We start from the raw sequence: 18,849 nt of genomic DNA, 5'->3' as shown, positions 1-18,849 counted from the left end.
CGCCAGGACCGCCCGCCTCCGGTGCCGCCGGAACCCCCAGCAGCGCTCTCGCCCACCCGGCGTCGGGGGGGCGGGAGGGGGGGCGGCCCCCGGCCGCCGGCCGCGCGCCCCGCCCGCCCGCCCCCCCCCCCACGACTGGCAGATCGCGCGGATCGCGCTTACGGCGACCGTGCCGGTCCGAGAGATCGAGACGAAGGGGCATTGGTCCGACATCACGGTTGTCGCCGTTCTGACGGAGGGGGCCACGAACACGCGTACTTGCGTCCCGTTGACGTGTGGTGCGGATGGTGACAGAGAGTGGACTGGCGAGATCGAGCTCGACCGGGACGACCATCTGGATCGCGCGTCGCTGGCTGTGCACGTGGTGGCCACAGTCGAGGAAACACCAGGACGGATCATCGGCTCCATCGATCAGGACTGGGTGGTCGACCTCACTTCCGACGTCCCACTCAGGGATCGCCAACTGGAAGTCAGCACAGTCAGTTTCGCTCGCGGTGCCGAGTGGTTGCGTAGCTTCCGGGACGCGCCCTGGATAGTGGACACCTCGGGCCGCATGCCTACTGTTCGCCTCAACTCAGACTTCGAGGGCCTCGCAGCGCTGGTGGAGGGTCGGGGCTCGAAGGTGGAGGGCGTGGTAGGGGAGATGCTGCTGGCCCAGATGTGCGCCGATGTATGGACCGCTGTGTTCCACACTGCCATCGGCGACCTGGAGGTCGAGGACGACGGGACGCCGCTCTTCCCGCCCGACTGGCGAGGCGCGGTGCTGCGAGAGATGCTTCCGGACATCGTCCCGGGGCGGGCGGCGGAGGATGCGCTCCGCGAGGTGCATCTCCGGCGCACCGGTGAGGGGAGTTGGACTGATCTGCAACCTCGGATCCAGTACGCCGCCGCACGTCGTGCCGAGGTTCCCAAGGCGTTGGCCACCACTGTCCGTGACATCGAACGAATCGACCAGGAGACCCTCGCGTGACTTCCCGTCCCGAGCATCTGCCGGAACGGCTTGCTCTGATCTCCGATGTACAAGCTGCCGAGTTCATCTCGACAGGACTGCTCGAGGGACGCGAGGACGTCCCCTCCATCGCGCTTAACAAGATTGCCGAGAGACTGCCGGGTGACGACGCGCGCAGGCGACTGGACCGAGTTCGGGATCTGATCGAACACGCGCTGAGCAGATTCGGGAACGAACGCCCCACAGCCGCGGACGCATGGCTGGCGCCGCGTCTGCACGAGACCCTTCGACTCACACGTCGGGAAGCGGCCGAGAAGGGGTTCTGGACATATCTAGCCCTTGGAGTTGCGCCGGACTACGTAGTGTGGCGGCATCTGTCCGAACCAAAGGCGGATGGATCGCCTGGGCGCGTAGCTCGCGACAGGTTCATCGGCCCGCACTACAAGCAGACGTTCGCCCGGCTCTGGTGGGCAGCCGAACTCTTCCGTGACGGTCCGGACTACCGTCCCGTCGCAGTGGCCTGCGGCAACCAAGACATGCTCAACTCTGCCCTTCGACTCGACATCATCGACCACCGACCCACCGCCCTTGCCCTCGTCCGGCTCATGGAAAGGAGTGCTGTTCGCACAGGTCGAGAAGTCAACGCCCTGACTTCTGCGGTCAATGCTGCCGCAGCGACCTTGATGTACGACGTCATCGCTCTGGATGTGGAAATGGATCGGGAGCCGCTGCGCGACTGGATCGCGGGCGCAGAGTCATCACTTCCATCGCCAAGGAATGAGCTGCCCCAAGGTCCGGAGGAGGAGAGGGTGCCAGAGGAGGCAGTTGAGAGACTGATCGTTCACTTCGAGGATCTGTTTGCGTACGCGCAGGTCAGGGGGCGGATTTCAGGCGAGAGCGAATGACATTGCCAGCCTCCCGACAACCTGCTCCCGTGATCCGCGCAGTGGTCTTCGACGTAGGTGAGTGTCTGGTAGACGAGACCCGGGAGTACGGGACCTGGGCCGACTGGCTAGGTGTATCCCGGCACACCTTCCACGCGATGTTCGGGGCCGTGATCGCTCAGGGGCGGGACTACCGGGACGTCTTCCAGGAGTTTCGGCCCGGCTTCGATCTCTACGAGGAGCGGCAGGAACGGGCAGCCGCTGGGCAGCCGGAGTCGTTCGGGGAAGAGGATCTCTACGCGGACGTCAGGCCTGGGCTTGCGGCGCTGCAAAGTGACGGGCTCTGGCTCGGGATCGCCGGAAACCAGACTGTTCGGGCGGGCGAGATTCTGCGGGAGTTGTTCTCTAACGACGTCGATCTGATCGGTACGTCGGACGACTGGGGGGCCAGCAAGCCCGACCCTGAGTTCTTCAAGCGGGTCGCCGACGCCGTGCCGTTCGATGTCGGCGAGATCCTGTACGTCGGGGACCGCTGCGACAACGACATCCGTCCCGCCCGGCAGGCCGGCATGCTCACCGCCCTCGTGCGCCGCGGGCCTTGGGCCACCATCCAGTGGAGCGATCCCTCGGCCAGGGAACTCCCGACCTTCCGGGTTGAGGGGCTGCTCGAACTTCCGGATCGGATCAGTCAGTTCAACGGCCGAGTGCGCTGAGCGTCGTCGACCAGTCGTACAGGCGGTCGTCGAGGTCACGCACGCAGCGTTCGGCCTGGTGGGGCGCGAGCGTCCGGCGTACCTCTCGTACCCGGTCCATGCCGGTCGCGTACCAGGTGAGCGCCAGCTGGTCGAGGGCCTTGTCCGCGTACCCGCACGCCTGCTCCGGGTTTCCGGACGCCGCCTCAACGGCTGCCAGGTCGGCGTAGACCACCGAGCGTTGCTTGTCCTCGGCCGGTGTCATCGCGGTCAGCGCATGCAGCAGACTTTCACGGGCTTGCGGAAGATGGCCCGCGATCATCTGGGTATTGCCCTTGAAGGCCGCCAGACGGGCCGGGGAGAACCAGTCCAGCCATTCCGGCGAAGGGTGTTCGTTGCCCGCCGTCAGGACGTCCTCGGCGTGGCCGAGCAGGTGCAGCGCGGTACGGCTGTTGCCCGACCTCGTCTCGCACTCGGCTTCCACCGCGTCCAGCCAGGCCAGGAACTCGGCGGAAGCGAGGGTACGTCGTGCGTAGGTGCGCGCGGCAGTCATTCGCTCAAGCGCTCCGTCGCGATCCGCCACCCATCCCGGGACGAACGCCATGTGGGCGATGATCGCCGATCCGAGCAGCGCGTCGTTCGCCTCCCCCGCTGCCTGTAGGGCCAACAGGAGGGTGTCGTTGGCCGTAGTCGGCTCGCGGAGATCGAAGAATTCGATACGACCTGCCAGGAGGTAGGTCTCCGCCATCGCCGCGGCGATCTCACGACGTGTCGAATCCGCCGTCTCCGGCAACAGGGCGCATCCCAGCGTCGCGTGCGCGACAACGGCCGGGTGCAGCTCGGCCGGTGCGACCGACCAGTAGAGCCGGCGGTGGGCACGGGTCACCGCCATGAAATCGGTGCCGGCGGAGGAAGGTTGAGGCGCCACCGCGACTTTGCGAGGCAGCGATGTCCGGCCTCCCAACATTGTCCGGCCGCCGGTGGTCGGGGGCCGCCGTGCGTGCTCTGCGGGCTGTGGCCCGTCTGTACCCCACGGGGGCGTGAACCCCAACGCCTCCATGCTCTGGCCGAGCATGTGCACAAGAACGCGTTGACAGTCCGGCTGCGGCCAGGGCGGATTGTCCGACTCCCAGCGGCGAACCTGTCGTACACCGATCGACAACCCTCGAACGCCCATCTCCTTGGCGTGCTGGGTGAGCGCATCGGCCAAATGCTGCTGGGAGTTGAAGCCCGCGGCTACGCGGGCGGCCTTGAGCCGGACGTTGCCGGTGGGCCTGGGCACTGGAGCACCTCCTGCTACGGCTTCTCCAACTCTTCCACACAGAGTCCTGTTCACGCATGGCCTCCCCCTCAAGGAGTCATAGAGGCCCCCTTGGAGTCCTTTCGGCGACCTCTTCAAGTCCTCGAATATGACGCTCGGTTACTGGACGCTTTGTGTTGTTCCCAGGACAGGAGGCAGGTCGTGGACACACAAGAGGCCCTGGACAGAGCGATCTCAGAATGGCTCGCACGAACCCACCCGACGCCTGCGCAGGCCTGGCACGAGTGGGCGGTTCACGGCGTCGCCCTGTTACCGCTCGGCGATCGGTTCGCAGCGGTGCGGATGGCGTCGGACGAGGTACACGCAGCCGTGGATTCGAACGACCCGGACCAGGTCGCCGTCTGCCTCGGCCTCCTCCTCGGCGGCTCGATCATCTACGACCGCCGCGTGGCGGGTGGCACGTACTACGCCCTGATTCAGGGGCACGCCGGTCTGGTCTGGGCGTACGACGACATCGCCACGTGTCTGGGGTATGGCACCTATCTCGGCGTGCCACGGCTCGACCGGCAGCAGCCCCCGGGCACCTACTGGCTGGTTCCGCCCCGCTACGAGGGCGATCTGTGCGCGCCGCGTTCGATCACGGCCCTGGTCAAGAGGGGGCGGTCACGACTGGCCGCACGCTCGGAAGTCTGATCCTCCGCCGCGAAGAACCTCGAAAGGAATGGTGAGCAATCACATGACGACTACGGCCGTTCAGGCGCCATGGGCCATGCGGTTGGTGACCGATCGGCTGCCGGTCGCGGCTTCGTCGTACGTGTCCGTGGTGCTGGATGCCGCCTCGCAGACCGCCGTGTACACGGACGCCACCGGGCAGGTGGTCGAGATGGGGAAGCACGGGACGTCGAAGACGACGGGTACGGCCTCGGTCTCCGGTGGTGGGGACGGGCAGCAGCCCCAGCCTCAGACGCACGACGACAACACGACCGACTACGAGTCGGACTGAGGGGTGAAGTCGTGGAGTCCGTTGTTCTGGCGCTCACCGCGTTGGAGGACGTCACCGCGGACCGGGTCATCGAGGCTCTGAACGAGCGCGGCGCGGCCGTCGTACGCGTTGATCCAGGGGATGTCGGGCCGGACCTTGTTTTCGGTTTTCGGCTCGAGCAGGGAGGCGGCTCGACGTGGGGTGGGCGGTTGCGTACCGCGAGCCGGGAGGTGGATGTGGAGGCCGTGACGGCCGTCTACTGTCGCCGGCCGACCCCGTACACCGCGCGCTTTCGGCAGTTGCCCCGTCAATCTGGCGAGTTCGCCGCCGCCGAGGCACGTCATGGGCTCGGGGGTGTGCTTCACGGTCTGCGCAGTGCGTTGTACGTCAACCATCCGTCCGCCGTGGCCCGCGCCGATTTCAAGCCCGCCCAGCTGCAGAGGTTCGCCGCTCTCGGTCTGCGTGTTCCGGCGACCCTGGTCACCAATGACGTGGAGGAGGCTCGGAAGTTCGCGGCCGAGTACGAGCACGTCGTCTACAAGTCGTTCCGCGGGTTGCCGGAGGGGGAGGACGGGCGCGCCGGGGCGATCTGGGCCCAGCGGATCGAGGCCGATGCCCTGGACGACTCGGTCGCGGTGACCGCGCATCTTTTTCAGGCCGAGATTCCGAAGAGCGGGGATGTGCGGGTCACCGTGGTCGGACGTCGGGTCTTTGCCCAGCGGATCACCACGCCGGACGGTGCGCTGGACTGGCGCCGGGGTGACTGGGACCGTCTCGTCCACACCCCCGTCGCCGTGCCCGAGTCCGTTCGGGCCGCTCTGCACGGCTACTTGGCCTCTTTCGGGCTGGTCTTCGGTTGCTTCGACTTCGCGCTCACCGGTGACGGGACGGCTCCGGAGGACTGGTGGGCGATCGAGTGCAATCCGAACGGGCAGTGGGGTTGGCTTCCGGACGCCCCGTCCATCGCCGACGCGTTCGCCGAGATCCTGAGCAGAGAGGGAATCGAAGAACCTTGACGACACCAAACGCCCTTGAGAGCAATGCCGTTCTGCTTCGGCGGAAGATGGCGAAGGGGCTCGCGCGGGACGGGTCGGTGGACGATCCGCGCTGGTTGGCGGCTGTGGACGAGGTGCCTCGGCATCGGTTCGTGCCAAGCTTCTATCTGGCGGCCGGCGAGACAGACGAGAACGGGCTGGCGGTCTGGGAGCCCGTCACTGCTGAGCTCGACTACGGCAGATGGCTGGCCGCCGCGTACTCCGATGCCACGCTGATCACCCAGTTCGACGACCGGGAGCCGGACTGGAACGCGCCCGAGGTGCGGCACGGTGGGGCGCCCACCTCCTCCTCGACCCTGCCGTCACTCGTCCTGCGGATGTGGGGCGATGCCGAACTGAGCGACGGAGACACGGTGTTGGAGATCGGTACAGGCAGCGGCTACTCCACCGCCCTCGCCTGCGAGCGCCTCGGGTCCGCCGACGTCACGAGCATCGACGTCGATCCCGACCGGCTGGCGGTGGCAGCGGATGCGTTGTACGGCTGCGGCTACACGCCGACCCTGGCCGTGGCAGACGGGCGGTACGGCTACTGGCCCGAGGCTCGCTTCGATCGGATCGTGGCCGCCTGCTCCTTTCGTTCCGTGCCGGAAGCGCTCGTCGCACAGACCCGGCCTGGCGGGAAGATCCTGCTCACTCTGTCGGGCTGGTTGTACGGCTATGCGCGCGTCCTCCTCACGGTCGCCGAGGACGGTAGGGCGGAGGGGCCGCTGCTGCCGGGCACGGTCTCCTTCATGTCGGTCCGGGCGCAGGCCGCTCCGGCCTTCGGGAACCCCGCCCACTGGGCTGCGGGGTTGCCGGAGAGAACCAGGGCAGCGCGGTACGGGCCGGAGCGGATCACGGTTGCCAGCCCGGAGGGGTTCCATCTGCGCTTCCTCGCCCAGTGCGCGGTGCCTCATGCTCAGATGACCACCGTGGGGAAGGTCGTGCACCTGGTCGACGTCGTCCATGGCTCTGCCGCGTCGCTCACGCCGCGCGACGGTGGGTGGGAGGTGCGGGAGGCCGGGCCTGTGCGGTTGTGGGAGCGCGTTGAGGAGGTCGTCGACGCCTTCGACTCTGCGGGGTGTCCGGGGCCGGAGTCGTTCAGGCTGCAGGTGTGCGGGAGCGGGCAGAGGCTGGTCCACGCACAGGTGTCCGGTCTTGGGTTGCCGGGGGCTTGAACTGCTTCTGGAGTGGGGCCCGGTATCGAGGTCGACGTGCCGAACTGTTGGCTGCAAGGTGCCCCAGCCGCCCGGAAGGATGCGGGGAGTCTCACGCCGGGCAGTCGTCACCCGGGTGGACAGGACCCGGCGGTGGGAACTCGGGCCTCCGGTGGTTGAAGACGCCCGGGTTGGGAGGGCTTGCGCATCCGCAGGGGAGGATCGTCGCAGGTGGCGGTGAGGGTGGGGGTGAGGGTGGCGGTGGCCGGCTCGGGGCGATCGCGGGGCTCTGCGGAAGGCGCTGGAAGGCGCCAGAAGGCGGGGAGAGGCCGGGGGAGTCGTGGATCTCCCCCCGCCTCTCCCCGCCTTCCGAATTGCCGCGTCGGGCAACCCGGCCCGGATCAGGGACAGTTGTGGGTCGGTCCCACGGTCACGATCAGGTCCACGGTGCTGCCCAGCGGCAACGCGGTGCCGCCGTCCGGGATGGTTTCGAACACCTCACCGCCGGGGCAGTCCGGCGTGGTGCCGCCGATCACCGGCACGTACCCTGCGGCGCGCAGCACGTTCTGCGCCACGGCCGTCTTTTGCCCGACCACGCCCGGCACGTAGGTCACCCCCGTCACCGGGACCGTCAGGGTCGCGAGGACACGGCTCGCGCCGGTGTCTGAACTCGCGTCGATCAGGACCTCGGTCCACGACGCGGTGGAGGTGTCGGTGATGAACACCGGCCGCGACCCGCCGAGGTTCAACTCGTCGGTGGCCGGGTTGAATCCGGGCCCGAAGATCTCCACGATGTCCTCCGGCGTGGGAGACACGCAGTTCACCCCCCATGACACCGTCGTGTTCTGCCCGTACGTCACCGGGTTCGACGACGTCGTGAGCGAACCGGTGGCCGTCGCGAGGCAGTTGGCACCCGGGTCGTCCGCGTGCGCCGGCACCGCCAGGAACAGCCCGGCCAGCGCCGCGACGAACGCGGGCACCGTCCACCGTGCCACGCGCCTCAGCCCGCCCGGACCGCGTGATCCGGATAAACCTTTCATTCCGTTCATTTCCGCGTCTCCCTCAACACCGCCGTCCGGACCGTCCGGGCGAACGCCCGACCAGATTGCTCGCGCGGTCCCGTGAAGGCCCGTACTGGTCCGCTCAGCGGAACGGCGCGGGTCGCCGGGGTGCGAACCCCGCAACTGCCAGGTCCGGGGGCCGAGAAGTCGGGCGGACAGGCATGCGGTCATGGGCGTCGGTTCGGGCGTTCGTCGCAGTGGTGGGTGGTCCAGGCCCGTCGGATCAGGTTGCGCACGGTGGTGCTCGTGTCGGCGAGGTCGAAGAGGGCGTCGGCGAACCCGTTCTTCCCGGGTTGCTTGTCTCTTGCTCAAGTTCCCTTTGAACAACTGAAGTTGACTCAACTTGAGACAGAGGGGGATCATCCACTGCCAGGCGTCGACGGACGGAGCCCCGCGTAGGTCGCGGAGGCCTGCGCATACCGGCTCGGCCGATGAACCGATGCCCCGTCGTATGCATCCTCCATTCCGCCATTTGATCCTCCGAGGTTCGGGGACTTTTTCATGAGTTCAAGCAATTCCAGACGCACAGACGCCTCGAAGCGTCGTCGTCCGGCCGTGCTGACCGCCGTTGCCGCGCTCGCCGTTGCGGGCGGCGCGGCGGTGCCGGTGCCGGCGTTGGCCGACGGTGCGGCCGCGGGTGCGGTGACCGGCACGCTGCAGCAGGACTTCACGGCCGCCGCCGACGCGTACCACGTCCCGCGTCAGTTGCTGATGGCGGTGGCGTACCAGGAGTCGGCCTGGGACACGCATGCCGGGCAGCACAGCACCGACGGCGGGTACGGGCCGATGCATCTCACGGACGTCACCCCGGCGATGATGGCCGGTGGCGACGCGGGCGCGGCGGGGCGTGGGGATGTGGCGAAGCTGGCGGACGCGCCGGCCCTGCACACCGTCCAGGCCGCCGCGAAGCTGACCGGGCTGTCGGCCGGGGAGTTGCGTACCGACCCGGCGGCCAACATCCGCGGTGGCGCGGCGCTGCTCGCGTCGTACCAGAAGGCCGTGACCGGTTCCGTGTCGTCGGATCCCGGCAACTGGTACGCGGCCGTGGCCCGTTACAGCCAGGCCACCGAGCGGCAGGGCGCTTCGGCCTTCGCCGACCGGGTCTTCGCCACGGTGAAGAAGGGCGCCCACCGCACCACGACCGACGGTGAGCACATGAAGCTGGCGGCTGACGGCGATGTCGCCCCGGCCACCAAGCAGTTGGCCTCGCTGGATCTGAAATCCGCGGCGGACACCAGCGTCGAGTGCCCGGCCACCGTCGCCTGCACCTTCGTGCCGGCGTCGCCGTCCAACGGGCAGGTGTCCAACCGCCCCGCCAACGGCATCCGGATCGACAGCATCGTCATCCACGACACCGAGGGCTCGTACGACTCCGCCATCACCAGCTTCGAGCAGCCGGGCGGCGCCGCCGCGCACTACGTCATGCGGTCCTCCGACGGCGCGGTCACGCAGATGGTGCCCACCAAGGATCTCGCCTTCCACGCGGGCAACTACTCCACCAACATGCACTCGATCGGCATCGAGCACGAGGGCTACGCCGCGCACGGTGCCACCTGGTACACCGAGGCGCAGTACGAGGCCACGGCCGAGCTGGTGAAGTACCTCGCGGCGCGCTTCGACATACCGCTGGACCGTGAGCACATCATCGGCCACGACAACGTCGCCGGGCCGAACTCGTCCCTCGTCTCCGGCATGCACTGGGACCCGGGCCCCTCCTGGGACTGGAACCACTTCATGAGCCTGCTCGGGGTGAACACCGGGCGGCACGGCGTCGGCCCCGTCGGCTCGGTGGTCACCATCGCGCCTCGTTTCGCCGACAACCTGCAGACCGTCCAGATCTGCCCGTCCGACGACCCGACCGGCGCCACCACCGCGTGCACCGAGACGCAGCAGGCGTCGAACTTCGTGTACCTGCGCACCGGGCCCAGTGACTCCGCTCCCCTCTTCGGCGACCAGGCGCTGCACCCCGGCGCGGCCGGTACCGACCGGATCAACGACTGGGGCAGCACGGCGGCGGCGGGACAGCAGTTCGTGGTCGCCGGACAGGACGGGGACTGGACCGCCATCTGGTACAGCGGCTCGGAGGTTTGGTTCTACAACCCGCACGGGTGCAACACCGCGCCCGCCCACGGGGTGCAGGTGATCGCAGCGGCCGACACCTCGCCGGTGGCGGTGTACGGCTCCAGCTACCCGGACGCCGCCGAGTACCCCGCGGGCCTGTCGCCCTCGAAGCAGGCCCCGCTGAGCATGTACTCCGTCCCGGCCGGTCAGGCCTATGTGGCCACCGCGGCGCCGTCCCTCACGGACGACTTCTTCCCGTCCAGCGGGACGGTCGTCACCGGTGCCAAGGCGATGTACACCATCCAGTACAACCACCGGGTCGCCCTCGTGTACGCATCGGCGGTCACGGCCACGGACGGCTGACGGTCCGCCGGCCGCACACCGGCCGCGCGCCGACGCACGTTCATGTGGTGCCCAGGAGGTTCCGGCCTCCTGGGCACCATTTGTCTTGTCACCGGTCGCCGCGCGCGGCGAGCCGCTCGGTGATCTCGGTCCGGACCGTCTCGTGCAGTTCCTCCGACGTGAAGCCGAGGGTGCGGAGGATCTGGGCGGCCGGGCTCTGTGCGGTGCGGATCAGGCCCAGCAGCGTGTGTTCCGTACCGACCCAGTCGTGGCCGAGGTCGGCGGCCGCGCGGCGGGTCTGGCCGATGGCCTCCTTGGTCTCTTCCCGGAACGGGATGTGGCCGCGCAGTGCCTTCTCGCCGGCCGGCGGCAGTGCTTCCCGGATCGCGTCGCGGACGCGTTGCTCCGAGCCGGCCTTGGCCACCAGCACCTCGTACGCCAGGCCCCGTGGTTCGCCGAGCAGGCCGAGCAGGAGGTGTTCGGTGCCGATGGAGTCGTGCTTGTAGGTGCGGGCGGCCTCCTGGGCCAGCACGATGCTGTGCCGGTTCAGGTTGGTGAACCGCTCGAACGCGGCGGGCGCGTGGCGTTGCTGGGCGGCCTGCTTGGACACCCCGATGGCGTCGCCGATCTCGGTCCACGACGCGCCGGTCTGCTTGGCCTTGCTGACGTAGTGGTCGATGAGCTGGTCACCGAGGTCGGACAGGGTCTGGGCGCGCAGTCGGGCCTCGCTGATGCGGGCCAGTTCGCTTGCTTCCGGGAGCTCCTCGTCGAGACGGGCGATCAGGTCCGCGAGGCTGATGTCGAGTGGGCTCATGCGTCAACTTTAAGTTGACGATCCAGGATCGTCAACTTGTAATTGACGATCCTTTTCGGCACGCGCTGCGCCAACTCTCTTGCAGGATGAGGGGATGACGACCATTCACGGGGAAGTGGCCGACGGGTTCGAAGGCGTGCGGGAGGCGTTCCGCGCCAACTTCGCGGAGCGGGGGGATGTCGGGGCCGCCGTCTGCGTGTACCGGGACGGGCGGCCCGTGGTGGATCTGTGGGGCGGGGTGGCCGATCCGAGCACCGGGCGGGAGTGGGAACGGGACACCTTGCAGCTCGTGTACTCGGCGACCAAGGGCGCCACCGCCACCGTGGCGCATCTGCTCGCCCAGCGGGGGGAGTTGGACCTCGATGCGCCGGTGACCGCCTACTGGCCCGAGTTCGGGGCGGAGGGGAAGGCGGAGATCCCGGTGCGGTGGCTGCTGTCGCACCGGGCCGGGGTGGTGAGCGTCGAGCCGCCGGTACCGGTGGGCGAGGCGTTGCGCTGGCAGCCGATGGTCGACGCCCTCGCCGTACAGCGGCCGCAGTGGGAGCCGGGGACCGCGCACGGGTATCACGGGCGGACCTTCGGGTGGCTGGTGGGCGAGGTCGTACGGCGCGTCTCCGGGCGTACGCCCGGCCGGTTCTTCGCCGAGGAGGTCGCCGGACCACTGGGCCTCGACTTCTTCATCGGGCTGCCGGCGGCCGAGCGCGGGCGGGTCAGCCGGATGGTGTATCCGAAGCCGGAGGTCGACCTGAGCACCGTACCGCTGGAGTTCGTGCCGCCGGAGGCGCGGGAGTTCGTCGCCGCGCTGCAGGATCCGCGGTCGTTGAGCAACCGGGCGTTCACCGTCACCGATCCCGCCGAGATCGACTTCAACTCGGCCGAGGTGCAGGCCGCGGAGCTGCCCGCCTCCAACGGGATCGGCACCGCGCGCGGCCTCGCGCGGATGTACGCCGCGCTGATCGGGGAGGTGGACGGGGTACGGCTGTTCAGCCCGGAGACGCTCGCGTCGGCGACCGCGGAGCAGGCCGCCGGGGTGGACAAGGTCATCATGTTCCCGGTCCGGTACGCCTCCGGGTACATGCTGCCGGTCGACATGAACCCCCTGACCGGCCCCCGCGCCTTCGGCCACCCCGGCCGCGGCGGATCGCTGGGCTTCGCCGACCCCGAGCACGGCATCGCCTTCGCCTACGTCATGAACAGCATCGTCGAGGGGGCGGAGGACACGCGGGCGTCCACGCTCGTCGAGGCGGTACGGGCCGCGTTGTGACCGGTACGACCACTACCGGCACGACCACTACCGGTACGGCCGATACCGGCACGACCACTACCGGTACGGCCGATACCGGTACGGCCGATACCGGCACGACCGCTACCGGCACGCCGGCCACCGAGACACCGGCTATCGAGACACCAGCTGCCGAGACACCGGCTATCGGAACGCCCGCAGGTTGCGCCCCACCCACCCCCCGAACCCGGCCGCCGGCCGCCCCAGCACCGCCTCCACGTCAGGGCTGACCCCCAGCTCCGTGGGGAGCGGTGCGCCCAGGACGTCCAGCGTGCCCGTGACCGCCTCTTCCGGCATGAAGCGGGACATGGCCGCGTGGGCCTCCTCACGGGAGAGTTCCACGAACGTCACCTCCTCGCCCAGCACCGAGGAGATGACCGCCGTCTGCCGGCGCGGGCTGATCGGTTCCGGGCCCGTCAGCTCGTACACCCGGCCCCCGTGGCCGTCCCCGCGGAGCGCCTCCGCCGCCACCGCCGCGATGTCCGCCGGGTCGACGACCGGGAGGGCCACGTCGGCGAACGGGGCGAAGACCGTGCGCTTGGTGCGGATCGTGTCGGCCCACGCGAAGGCGTTGGAGGCGAAGCCGCCGGGGCGCAGGATCGTGAAGCCGAGGCCCGATGCGCGTACCGCCGCCTCGTACTCGCGCAGGCGGGCATGTGAGGGTGCCTCCGGACGGGTGGCGCTGACCTGGGAGGACACCAGGACGACCCGTTCGACGCCGGCGTCCGCGGCCGCTCGCAGCAGGAGCTCCGGGTTCTCGCCCCGGGCGTTGAGTTCGCCGCCCAGGACGACGAACAGGGCACGGGCGCCGGCCAGGGGTGCCCGCATGCTCGCCGCGTCACCGACATGGCCCTCGGCCCATCGGACACCGGGCCGCCCGCCGGACGCCTGCCGGGGTTGCCGGGACACCGCCGTCACGTCCTCGCCCGCCTCGGCCAGCAGGTCCACCAGCGTCCGGCCGATGTTGCCGGTCGCGCCCGTCACTGTGATCATCATCGATCCCCCTGTTAGTTAGTTGACTGACTTACTCGATGGGCAGACGCTAGCACGACCGAACCCCGGGTTGTCTATAGTTAGTTGGGTGACCAACTCAGTGGATCGGCGGGGGCAGGCGACGCAGAAGCGGCAGCGGCTGATGGCGGCGGCCGCCCGGGTGCTGCACGAGCAGGGCGTCGAGCGCACCACCCTCGCCGACATCGCACGGGAGGCCGACGTCCCCGTCGGCAACGTCTACTACTACTTCAAGACCAAGGACGAGCTGGTCCAGGCCGCCCTGTCCGAGCACACCGCGCACCTCGACGAACTCACCGGCCGGCTCGACCTGTTGCCCGACCCGCGCGAGCGGCTCAAGGCGCTGGTCGAGGCGTGGGTCGGGCAGCGCGACATCGCCGCCCGGTACGGCTGCCCCACCGGCACCCTGGCCGCAGAGCTCGGCAAGCGCACCGAAGGGACCCTCGACGCCGAGGCGGGCGCGGTGATCCGGCGGCTGCTCGACTGGGCCGCACGCCAGTTCCGTGAGATGAGGCCGACCGGCCCGGACGGCCCGCAGGACCCGGACGACCTGGCCCTCACCCTCGTCTCCGGCTACCAGGGCATGTCGCTCATGGCCAACGCGCTGCGCGACCCGGAGATCATGAACCGCGAAGGCGCCCGTCTCCTCGGCTGGCTCGACTCCCTCCGGTGAGCCTGCCCTGAGAAACCTTTGAAACATTTTCCCGGCCCACCGCATCAATGAGGTGAGCGGCAGAGCGCCGGGGACGGGGGAACACGCGGATGAGTCAGCGCGCTGGGGAGGACTACGCCGAGTTCGCCGCGGCGCGGGCCGGGCATCTGTACCGGTCCGCCTGTCTGCTCACCGCCGGGGACACCCACCTCGCCGAGGACCTGGTGCAGGAGGCCCTCGGGCGGATCTACGTCCGCTGGGGCCGGGTCTCCCGCGTCGAGAACCCCGCCGGGTACGCGCAGACGGTCCTCACCCGGACCTTCCTCGCCCACCGGCGGCGGTTCAGCAGCAGAGAGCGGGCCAGGGACTCGTTCCCCGAACTGGCCGACACCGGCGCCGACCAGGCCGGCAACGATCCCTCGCTGCGGCTGACCCTCCTCGACGCGCTCGCCCGGCTGCCCGCCAAGGACCGGGCCGTGGTCGTCCTGCGGTACTGGGAGGACCGGTCGATACACGAGACCGCGGACGCGCTCAACGTGAGCTCGGCCGCCGTCCGTACGCGGTGTGTGCGGGCCCTCGCCCGGCTGCGCGAGCTGCTGGGCGAGGACCTCGCCGAATACGCCCGCCCCTGACCTCAACCCTGTGGAAACTGGAAACGGTGGTTCGTCATGCCCGTCGAGCGGCAGCACAGCGACAGCGATCCCCTCGCTCCCTTCGAACAGCGGCTCTCCTCCGCCCTGCACGACGCCGGCGGCACCTTCGACGCCGACCGGGGCGCGCTCGCCGCCGCCGGTACGGCCCGGGGACGGCGGCTGCGGCTGCGGCGCCGCGCCACCGTGCTGGGCGGCGTGGCGGGCGTCGCGCTGGCGGGGGTGGGGGGCGCCCTGGTGGTGGCGGCGGACGGCGGGTCCGCCGACCGCTCCCCCGCCTCCGTGGCCGGCACACCGAAGCCGACGGCCAGCGCGTCGCCCGCGCCGGTCACCGGGGACCAGATGGTCCGCACGCTGGAAAGGCTGCTGCCCAAGGGGAAGTTCAGCAAGGCACAGGGGCGGGGCGTCGACCCGGAGCAGCCGCTCGTGGCGCCGTACGCGCAGCTCGTGTACGACGACGGGCACGGCGCCGCCGCCATCAGTATCTCGGTGAACCGGGTGCTGCCGGGCGGGTACGACGCCCAGCAGACCCTCCGGTGCCCGGACAAGGTCTACACACCGTACGACAGTTGCACCACCAGCCATCTGCCGGACGCGTCCGTGGTCACGGTCGTCAAGGGGTACGAGTATCCGGACCGGCGGGTGGACACCAAGCTCTGGACCGCGAACCTCGTCACCCCGGACGGGCATCACGTCTCGATCAGCGAGTGGAACGCCGCCGCCGAGAAGGACGCCCCGATCAGCCGGGAGCAACCTCCGCTGTCCGCAGCGCAGTTGAGGACGCTCGCGGCCGCGAAGGACTGGCGCGGGGTGATCGACGCCATTCCGGAGGATCCGCGGCAGACCCAGGAACCGCCCAGCGCGCAGGGGGACGGAAAGGCCGTCCGGCAGACCCTCACCTCGCTGATCCCGAAGGGGCTGAAGGTCGTGGCGCACGGGGCCGATGACGACACCCAGTTCAGCTACGTCGTCGTCGACGACGGCAAGGGCAGGAGTCTCGTCCAGGTCAACGTGCAGCCGGACATGTCCGATGTGGCCGGTGACCTGTTCGGCAGCGGGTCCGAGACCCTGCCCGACGGGACGAAGGTCGCCGAGCGGCAGGGGCCCGGGGAGAAGGGGGGCGCCGGGGTCGTCATGTGGACCGTCGACACGATGCGCACCGACGGTTTCCGCGTCGTGATCAGCGCCTTCAACTCCGGCTCCCAGCAGACCGCCGCGACCCGCAAGGCCCCGGCGCTGACCATGAAGCAGCTGCGTGCGATCGCGCTCAGCGCGAAGTGGCGGCCGTAGTTCGGGGTCGGGTGCGGGTGGGTGGGGGCCGGTCGCGAGCCGCCGGTTACTCTCGGGAATCCAGGCGGAAGCGGCAGAAGCAGAAGGAGACAGGCATGGCCAGGGTTCCCAGTTCGGTGATCGCCGCGAGCGGGCTCGTCGGAGGTTACGGCGTGGCCCGGTGGACGAAGAAGCGGCCGCTGGGCGGAGCTGTGCTGGCCGTCGCCGGCGTCGCCGCCGCGCAGCAGTGGCGGCAGCAGGCGGGCGGCAAGGCCGCCGGGGCGCTGTCGGTCGCCTATGTCGCCGCGTTCGCCGGGTCGCATCCGCTGGCCAAGAAGGTCGGCGCCTGGCCGTCCGTGTTCGGGGTGGCGGGCGCGGTGGCACTGGCGTCCTGGGCCGTCGCGGACCGGCGGGCCTGAGGAGGGCTGGGCTCAGGGCTCGGCGGTGACGACCCCGGCGCACCACGCTGGCCCCTCCGTTCGTCAGGCGCCCGCACTCTCGATGTGGTCCCTGACCGTCATGCCCAGACGCGCCTGTTCCTCCTCGACGATCCGGCGGGCCAGTTCGGTGTCCGACACGTCGACCGCGTCCGGGGTCGCTTCGGCCACCGCGCTGCGGCGGGCGTAGGCGTCGAACAGGCGGGTCTTCCGCTCCAGCATCCGCACCAGGCGTTCGTCCACTCCTCCGGTGGCGAGCAGGCGGTGCACCCGGACCGGTCTGACCTGGCCCATGCGGTGGGCCCGGGCCACGGCCTGGTGTTCGATGGTCGGCTTGATCTGGGGTTCGCAGATGACGACGACGGAGGCGGCCTGCATGTTGAGGCCGACGCCCGCCGCCTGGATCTGCGCCAGGAGCACCGCGGCGCCCGGGGCGGCGGCGAAGTCGTCGACGAGCTGCTGCCGGCGTGCGGCCGGGACGGCGCCGGTGAGCGGGCCGAAGACCGTGGTGCCGTCGGCGAGTGCCTCCTCGACCACACGCAGGACGTCCTTGAAGTTGGAGAAGACGACCGTCTTCTGCCCGTTCTCGCCGGCCTCCTCGACGATCTCCCGGAGCCGCTCCAGTTTGGCCGACTTCTCCGGGCGCAGGTACGCGGCCCTGCGCATCGCCATGAAGTTGCCGGCGCGGACGGCGTCGCGGTACGCCTCCTCGTCCGACGCGCTCAGCTGCTCCCACTCGTCGGTGTGCTGGAGGCTGGGGAGCTCCGTCAGCACGTCCTGCTGGTTGCGCCGCAGGTAGACGGGGGCGACGGCCTTGCGGAAGGCGACCGATCCGGCCAGGGCGTCCCCGTCGTCCAGGGACTCCGCGACCCCGTGGTCGAGCATCCCGACCAGGTTGCGGAACTCCGCGACCCGGTTCTCCATCGGGGTGCCGGTCATGAAGAGGGTGCGCTCGCAGCGCTCCGCCCACCGGGCGACCGCCTGGGACCGCTTGGCGCTCGGGTTCTTCACCGAGTGCGCCTCGTCGACCACGAACAGTCCGACCTCGCCGCCACCCGGTGCGGGAAACCCGCGCAGGGCGTCGAACGTGGTCACCCCGACCCCGCCCCGCCCCTTCCAGTCGGCGAACGCGTCACGCCGGTCGGGGCCGTGCAGCAGCAGCACGCGCAGGGCGCTGCGGGCCTCGATCTCCCGCGTCCAGTTCACGAGGACGCTCGCCGGGCACACCACCATGAAGTGGCTCTGCCCCTCGGCGGCCAGGTGGGCCAGCACGGCGATCGCCTGGATGGTCTTCCCCAGGCCCATCTCGTCGCCGAGGATCACCTTGCGCTGCGCGAGGGCGAACCGCGCGCCGAACGCCTGGTAGCCGCGCAGGGAGACCCGCCGGTGCGAGTCGTCGAGGTGCTGGGCCCGGACCCGCTCGGCGATGTCGTCCGGCAGGAAGCCCTCGGCGGCGGCCGCGTCGGGCGCGGCGCCGGAGATCTCGGCGAGCAGGCTGTAGTACTCGGCGGAGCGGAGTTCGAAGTCCGCCCAGGCGGCGAGGTCGGACGACGGCCCCCGGAGCAGGTCCACCGAGGCCTGGGCGAACTGTTCGGGCAGCCGCCCCCGGTCCGCCTCGTCCACCAGCGGACGGAGCTCGGCCACCGCCGCCAGCGCGCGGGCCTTCCGCTCCCGGCCGGCCAGCAGCATCCGGAACCGCCCGGCGGCGGGCCCGGCGTCGGCCAGCAGCGGTTCCAGCCGTTGCGACAGGGCAGCGGCCCGGTCGACGGCGCGCCGCGCCTGGGGCCCCGCCTCCACCAGCACATGCAGGGCCCTGACGAGCGCGGTGGTGCTCGGCTCCGGCCGGTCCACGTCGATATGGACGGCCACGGTCTCGTGCACGGCCTCGGAGAGTCTGCGGGCCGCGGCGAGCATCTGGTCGACGGTGCGCCGCCCGACACCGGGTATCTGAAGCAGCCGGTACGCGCCCGCTTCGAGCACGGCGCCCACCGTCCGCAGTCCGCTCTGCTCGACGCCGCCCAGCCGCAGCCGGCCCTCGGTGACGTCCTGGAGCCGCGCGACCGGGATGGCGTCGAGCTCCCGCCGTACCGCCGCTTCGTGGATCGGCGTGAGCGCCGCCCGTACCGCCCCGACGGCACCGTCATGGTCACCGACCACGTTCCGGGCCGCCTCGGCCAGCCGCGCTCCCCGCGCGACCACGCCTCGTTCTTCCCGCCCCACGCGCCCGCCCCTCACTCCTCACCGGCCGTTCCGGCATCTTCCCACCCCACACCGACACCGGCGGCAGAACCGGGTCCGATCCGGCGGAGCG

Annotated in this window: 18 protein-coding genes and 1 pseudogene; 13 read left to right on the top strand and 6 right to left on the bottom strand. The window is 70.2% G+C overall.

What is annotated here, in order from left to right:
• Positions 1-169 precede the first annotated feature (169 nt).
• Genes ACWGKQ_RS20225 through ACWGKQ_RS20215 form a run of 3 tightly spaced genes read left to right on the top strand, consistent with a single transcriptional unit; the run spans position 170 to position 2,546 of the window.
• Entirely contained in the window at positions 170-970 is an 801-nt protein-coding gene (locus tag ACWGKQ_RS20225; protein ID WP_453293295.1) for a hypothetical protein, read from the top strand.
• Positions 967-1,854, top strand: a complete 888-nt coding sequence (locus ACWGKQ_RS20220) for a DUF6339 family protein (RefSeq protein ID WP_453293294.1) — start codon at positions 967-969, stop codon at positions 1,852-1,854. Before ACWGKQ_RS20225 ends, ACWGKQ_RS20220 begins: the two co-directional genes overlap by 4 nt.
• Positions 1,855-1,883: 29 nt before the next feature.
• Positions 1,884-2,546, top strand: coding sequence for an HAD family hydrolase (locus ACWGKQ_RS20215; protein WP_453293293.1), 663 nt, complete (start codon positions 1,884-1,886; stop codon positions 2,544-2,546).
• Here the strand turns inward: ACWGKQ_RS20215 and ACWGKQ_RS20210 are convergent.
• Entirely contained in the window at positions 2,527-3,807 is a 1,281-nt protein-coding gene (locus tag ACWGKQ_RS20210) for a transcriptional regulator (RefSeq protein ID WP_453293292.1), read from the bottom strand. The two genes, ACWGKQ_RS20215 and ACWGKQ_RS20210, sit on opposite strands and share 20 nt — an antisense overlap.
• A gap of 348 nt (positions 3,808-4,155) precedes the next feature.
• On the opposite strand from ACWGKQ_RS20210, the gene ACWGKQ_RS20205 reads away from it, so the two are divergent.
• The 4 genes from ACWGKQ_RS20205 to tgmC are packed head-to-tail and all read left to right on the top strand — an operon-like array spanning position 4,156 to position 6,980.
• Complete coding sequence (locus ACWGKQ_RS20205) at positions 4,156-4,479, top strand: hypothetical protein (RefSeq protein ID WP_453293291.1); 324 nt, start codon at positions 4,156-4,158, stop codon at positions 4,477-4,479.
• A gap of 43 nt (positions 4,480-4,522) precedes the next feature.
• A complete protein-coding gene (gene tgmA / locus ACWGKQ_RS20200; RefSeq protein WP_453293290.1) occupies positions 4,523-4,789 on the top strand; it encodes a putative ATP-grasp-modified RiPP in 267 nt (88 codons plus the stop codon).
• An 11-nt stretch (positions 4,790-4,800) separates the two neighbouring features.
• Positions 4,801-5,784: an ATP-grasp ribosomal peptide maturase gene (tgmB, locus tag ACWGKQ_RS20195; protein WP_453293289.1), complete on the top strand. Its 984-nt coding sequence runs from the start codon at positions 4,801-4,803 to the stop codon at positions 5,782-5,784.
• Positions 5,781-6,980, top strand: coding sequence for an ATP-grasp peptide maturase system methyltransferase (tgmC, locus tag ACWGKQ_RS20190; RefSeq protein ID WP_453293288.1), 1,200 nt, complete (start codon positions 5,781-5,783; stop codon positions 6,978-6,980). The genes tgmB and tgmC overlap by 4 nt, the downstream gene beginning before the upstream one ends.
• A 380-nt stretch (positions 6,981-7,360) precedes the next feature.
• On the opposite strand, the gene ACWGKQ_RS20185 is transcribed toward tgmC, so the two are convergent.
• On the bottom strand, positions 7,361-7,954 hold the full coding sequence (locus ACWGKQ_RS20185; RefSeq protein ID WP_453293287.1) for a PASTA domain-containing protein: 594 nt from the start codon (positions 7,952-7,954) through the stop codon (positions 7,361-7,363).
• A gap of 233 nt (positions 7,955-8,187) precedes the next feature.
• Positions 8,188-8,292, bottom strand: a pseudogene (locus ACWGKQ_RS20180) (IS5/IS1182 family transposase); the annotation flags it as partial.
• 229 nt (positions 8,293-8,521) lie between these two features.
• On the opposite strand from ACWGKQ_RS20180, the gene ACWGKQ_RS20175 reads away from it, so the two are divergent.
• On the top strand, positions 8,522-10,444 hold the full coding sequence (locus ACWGKQ_RS20175; RefSeq protein ID WP_453293286.1) for an N-acetylmuramoyl-L-alanine amidase: 1,923 nt from the start codon (positions 8,522-8,524) through the stop codon (positions 10,442-10,444).
• A gap of 88 nt (positions 10,445-10,532) precedes the next feature.
• Here ACWGKQ_RS20175 and ACWGKQ_RS20170 read toward each other — a convergent pair whose 3' ends face one another.
• Entirely contained in the window at positions 10,533-11,237 is a 705-nt protein-coding gene (locus ACWGKQ_RS20170; RefSeq protein WP_453293285.1) for a Clp protease N-terminal domain-containing protein, read from the bottom strand.
• A gap of 94 nt (positions 11,238-11,331) precedes the next feature.
• Between ACWGKQ_RS20170 and ACWGKQ_RS20165 the strand changes: the two genes are divergently transcribed.
• Positions 11,332-12,501, top strand: coding sequence for a serine hydrolase domain-containing protein (locus ACWGKQ_RS20165; RefSeq protein ID WP_453293284.1), 1,170 nt, complete (start codon positions 11,332-11,334; stop codon positions 12,499-12,501).
• A gap of 162 nt (positions 12,502-12,663) precedes the next feature.
• Here ACWGKQ_RS20165 and ACWGKQ_RS20160 read toward each other — a convergent pair whose 3' ends face one another.
• On the bottom strand, positions 12,664-13,512 hold the full coding sequence (locus ACWGKQ_RS20160) for an SDR family oxidoreductase (protein WP_453293373.1): 849 nt from the start codon (positions 13,510-13,512) through the stop codon (positions 12,664-12,666).
• Between the two features lie 142 nt (positions 13,513-13,654).
• Between ACWGKQ_RS20160 and ACWGKQ_RS20155 the strand changes: the two genes are divergently transcribed.
• From ACWGKQ_RS20155 to ACWGKQ_RS20140, 4 genes are all read left to right on the top strand, one after another.
• On the top strand, positions 13,655-14,203 hold the full coding sequence (locus ACWGKQ_RS20155) for a TetR/AcrR family transcriptional regulator (RefSeq protein ID WP_453293372.1): 549 nt from the start codon (positions 13,655-13,657) through the stop codon (positions 14,201-14,203).
• 89 nt (positions 14,204-14,292) lie between these two features.
• The gene (locus ACWGKQ_RS20150; protein ID WP_453293283.1) at positions 14,293-14,814 is read left to right on the top strand and encodes a SigE family RNA polymerase sigma factor; all 522 of its coding nucleotides are present in this window, start codon (positions 14,293-14,295) and stop codon (positions 14,812-14,814) included.
• 36 nt (positions 14,815-14,850) lie between these two features.
• On the top strand, positions 14,851-16,122 hold the full coding sequence (locus ACWGKQ_RS20145; protein WP_453293282.1) for a hypothetical protein: 1,272 nt from the start codon (positions 14,851-14,853) through the stop codon (positions 16,120-16,122).
• Positions 16,123-16,217: 95 nt separating this feature from the next.
• Entirely contained in the window at positions 16,218-16,520 is a 303-nt protein-coding gene (locus tag ACWGKQ_RS20140; RefSeq protein WP_453293281.1) for a hypothetical protein, read from the top strand.
• Between the two features lie 63 nt (positions 16,521-16,583).
• Here the strand turns inward: ACWGKQ_RS20140 and ACWGKQ_RS20135 are convergent, their stop codons facing one another.
• Entirely contained in the window at positions 16,584-18,758 is a 2,175-nt protein-coding gene (locus tag ACWGKQ_RS20135; protein ID WP_453293280.1) for a DEAD/DEAH box helicase, read from the bottom strand.
• Between the last annotated feature and the right edge of the window lie 91 nt (positions 18,759-18,849).

Source organism: Streptomyces sp. NPDC054770, assembly GCF_053611985.1.
This window is presented reverse-complemented; position numbering and strand designations above follow the sequence as displayed.

Coding starts and splice junctions, on each gene's coding strand:
- ACWGKQ_RS20170 (WP_453293285.1), bottom strand. CDS start 11,237: ATGAGCCCACTCGACATCAGCCTCGCGGACCTGATCGCCCGTCTCGAC.
- ACWGKQ_RS20145 (WP_453293282.1), top strand. CDS start 14,851: ATGCCCGTCGAGCGGCAGCACAGCGACAGCGATCCCCTCGCTCCCTTC.
- ACWGKQ_RS20175 (WP_453293286.1), top strand. CDS start 8,522: ATGAGTTCAAGCAATTCCAGACGCACAGACGCCTCGAAGCGTCGTCGT.
- ACWGKQ_RS20150 (WP_453293283.1), top strand. CDS start 14,293: ATGAGTCAGCGCGCTGGGGAGGACTACGCCGAGTTCGCCGCGGCGCGG.
- ACWGKQ_RS20155 (WP_453293372.1), top strand. CDS start 13,655: ATGGCGGCGGCCGCCCGGGTGCTGCACGAGCAGGGCGTCGAGCGCACC.
- ACWGKQ_RS20160 (WP_453293373.1), bottom strand. CDS start 13,512: ATGATCACAGTGACGGGCGCGACCGGCAACATCGGCCGGACGCTGGTG.
- ACWGKQ_RS20165 (WP_453293284.1), top strand. CDS start 11,332: ATGACGACCATTCACGGGGAAGTGGCCGACGGGTTCGAAGGCGTGCGG.
- ACWGKQ_RS20140 (WP_453293281.1), top strand. CDS start 16,218: ATGGCCAGGGTTCCCAGTTCGGTGATCGCCGCGAGCGGGCTCGTCGGA.
- tgmA (WP_453293290.1), top strand. CDS start 4,523: ATGACGACTACGGCCGTTCAGGCGCCATGGGCCATGCGGTTGGTGACC.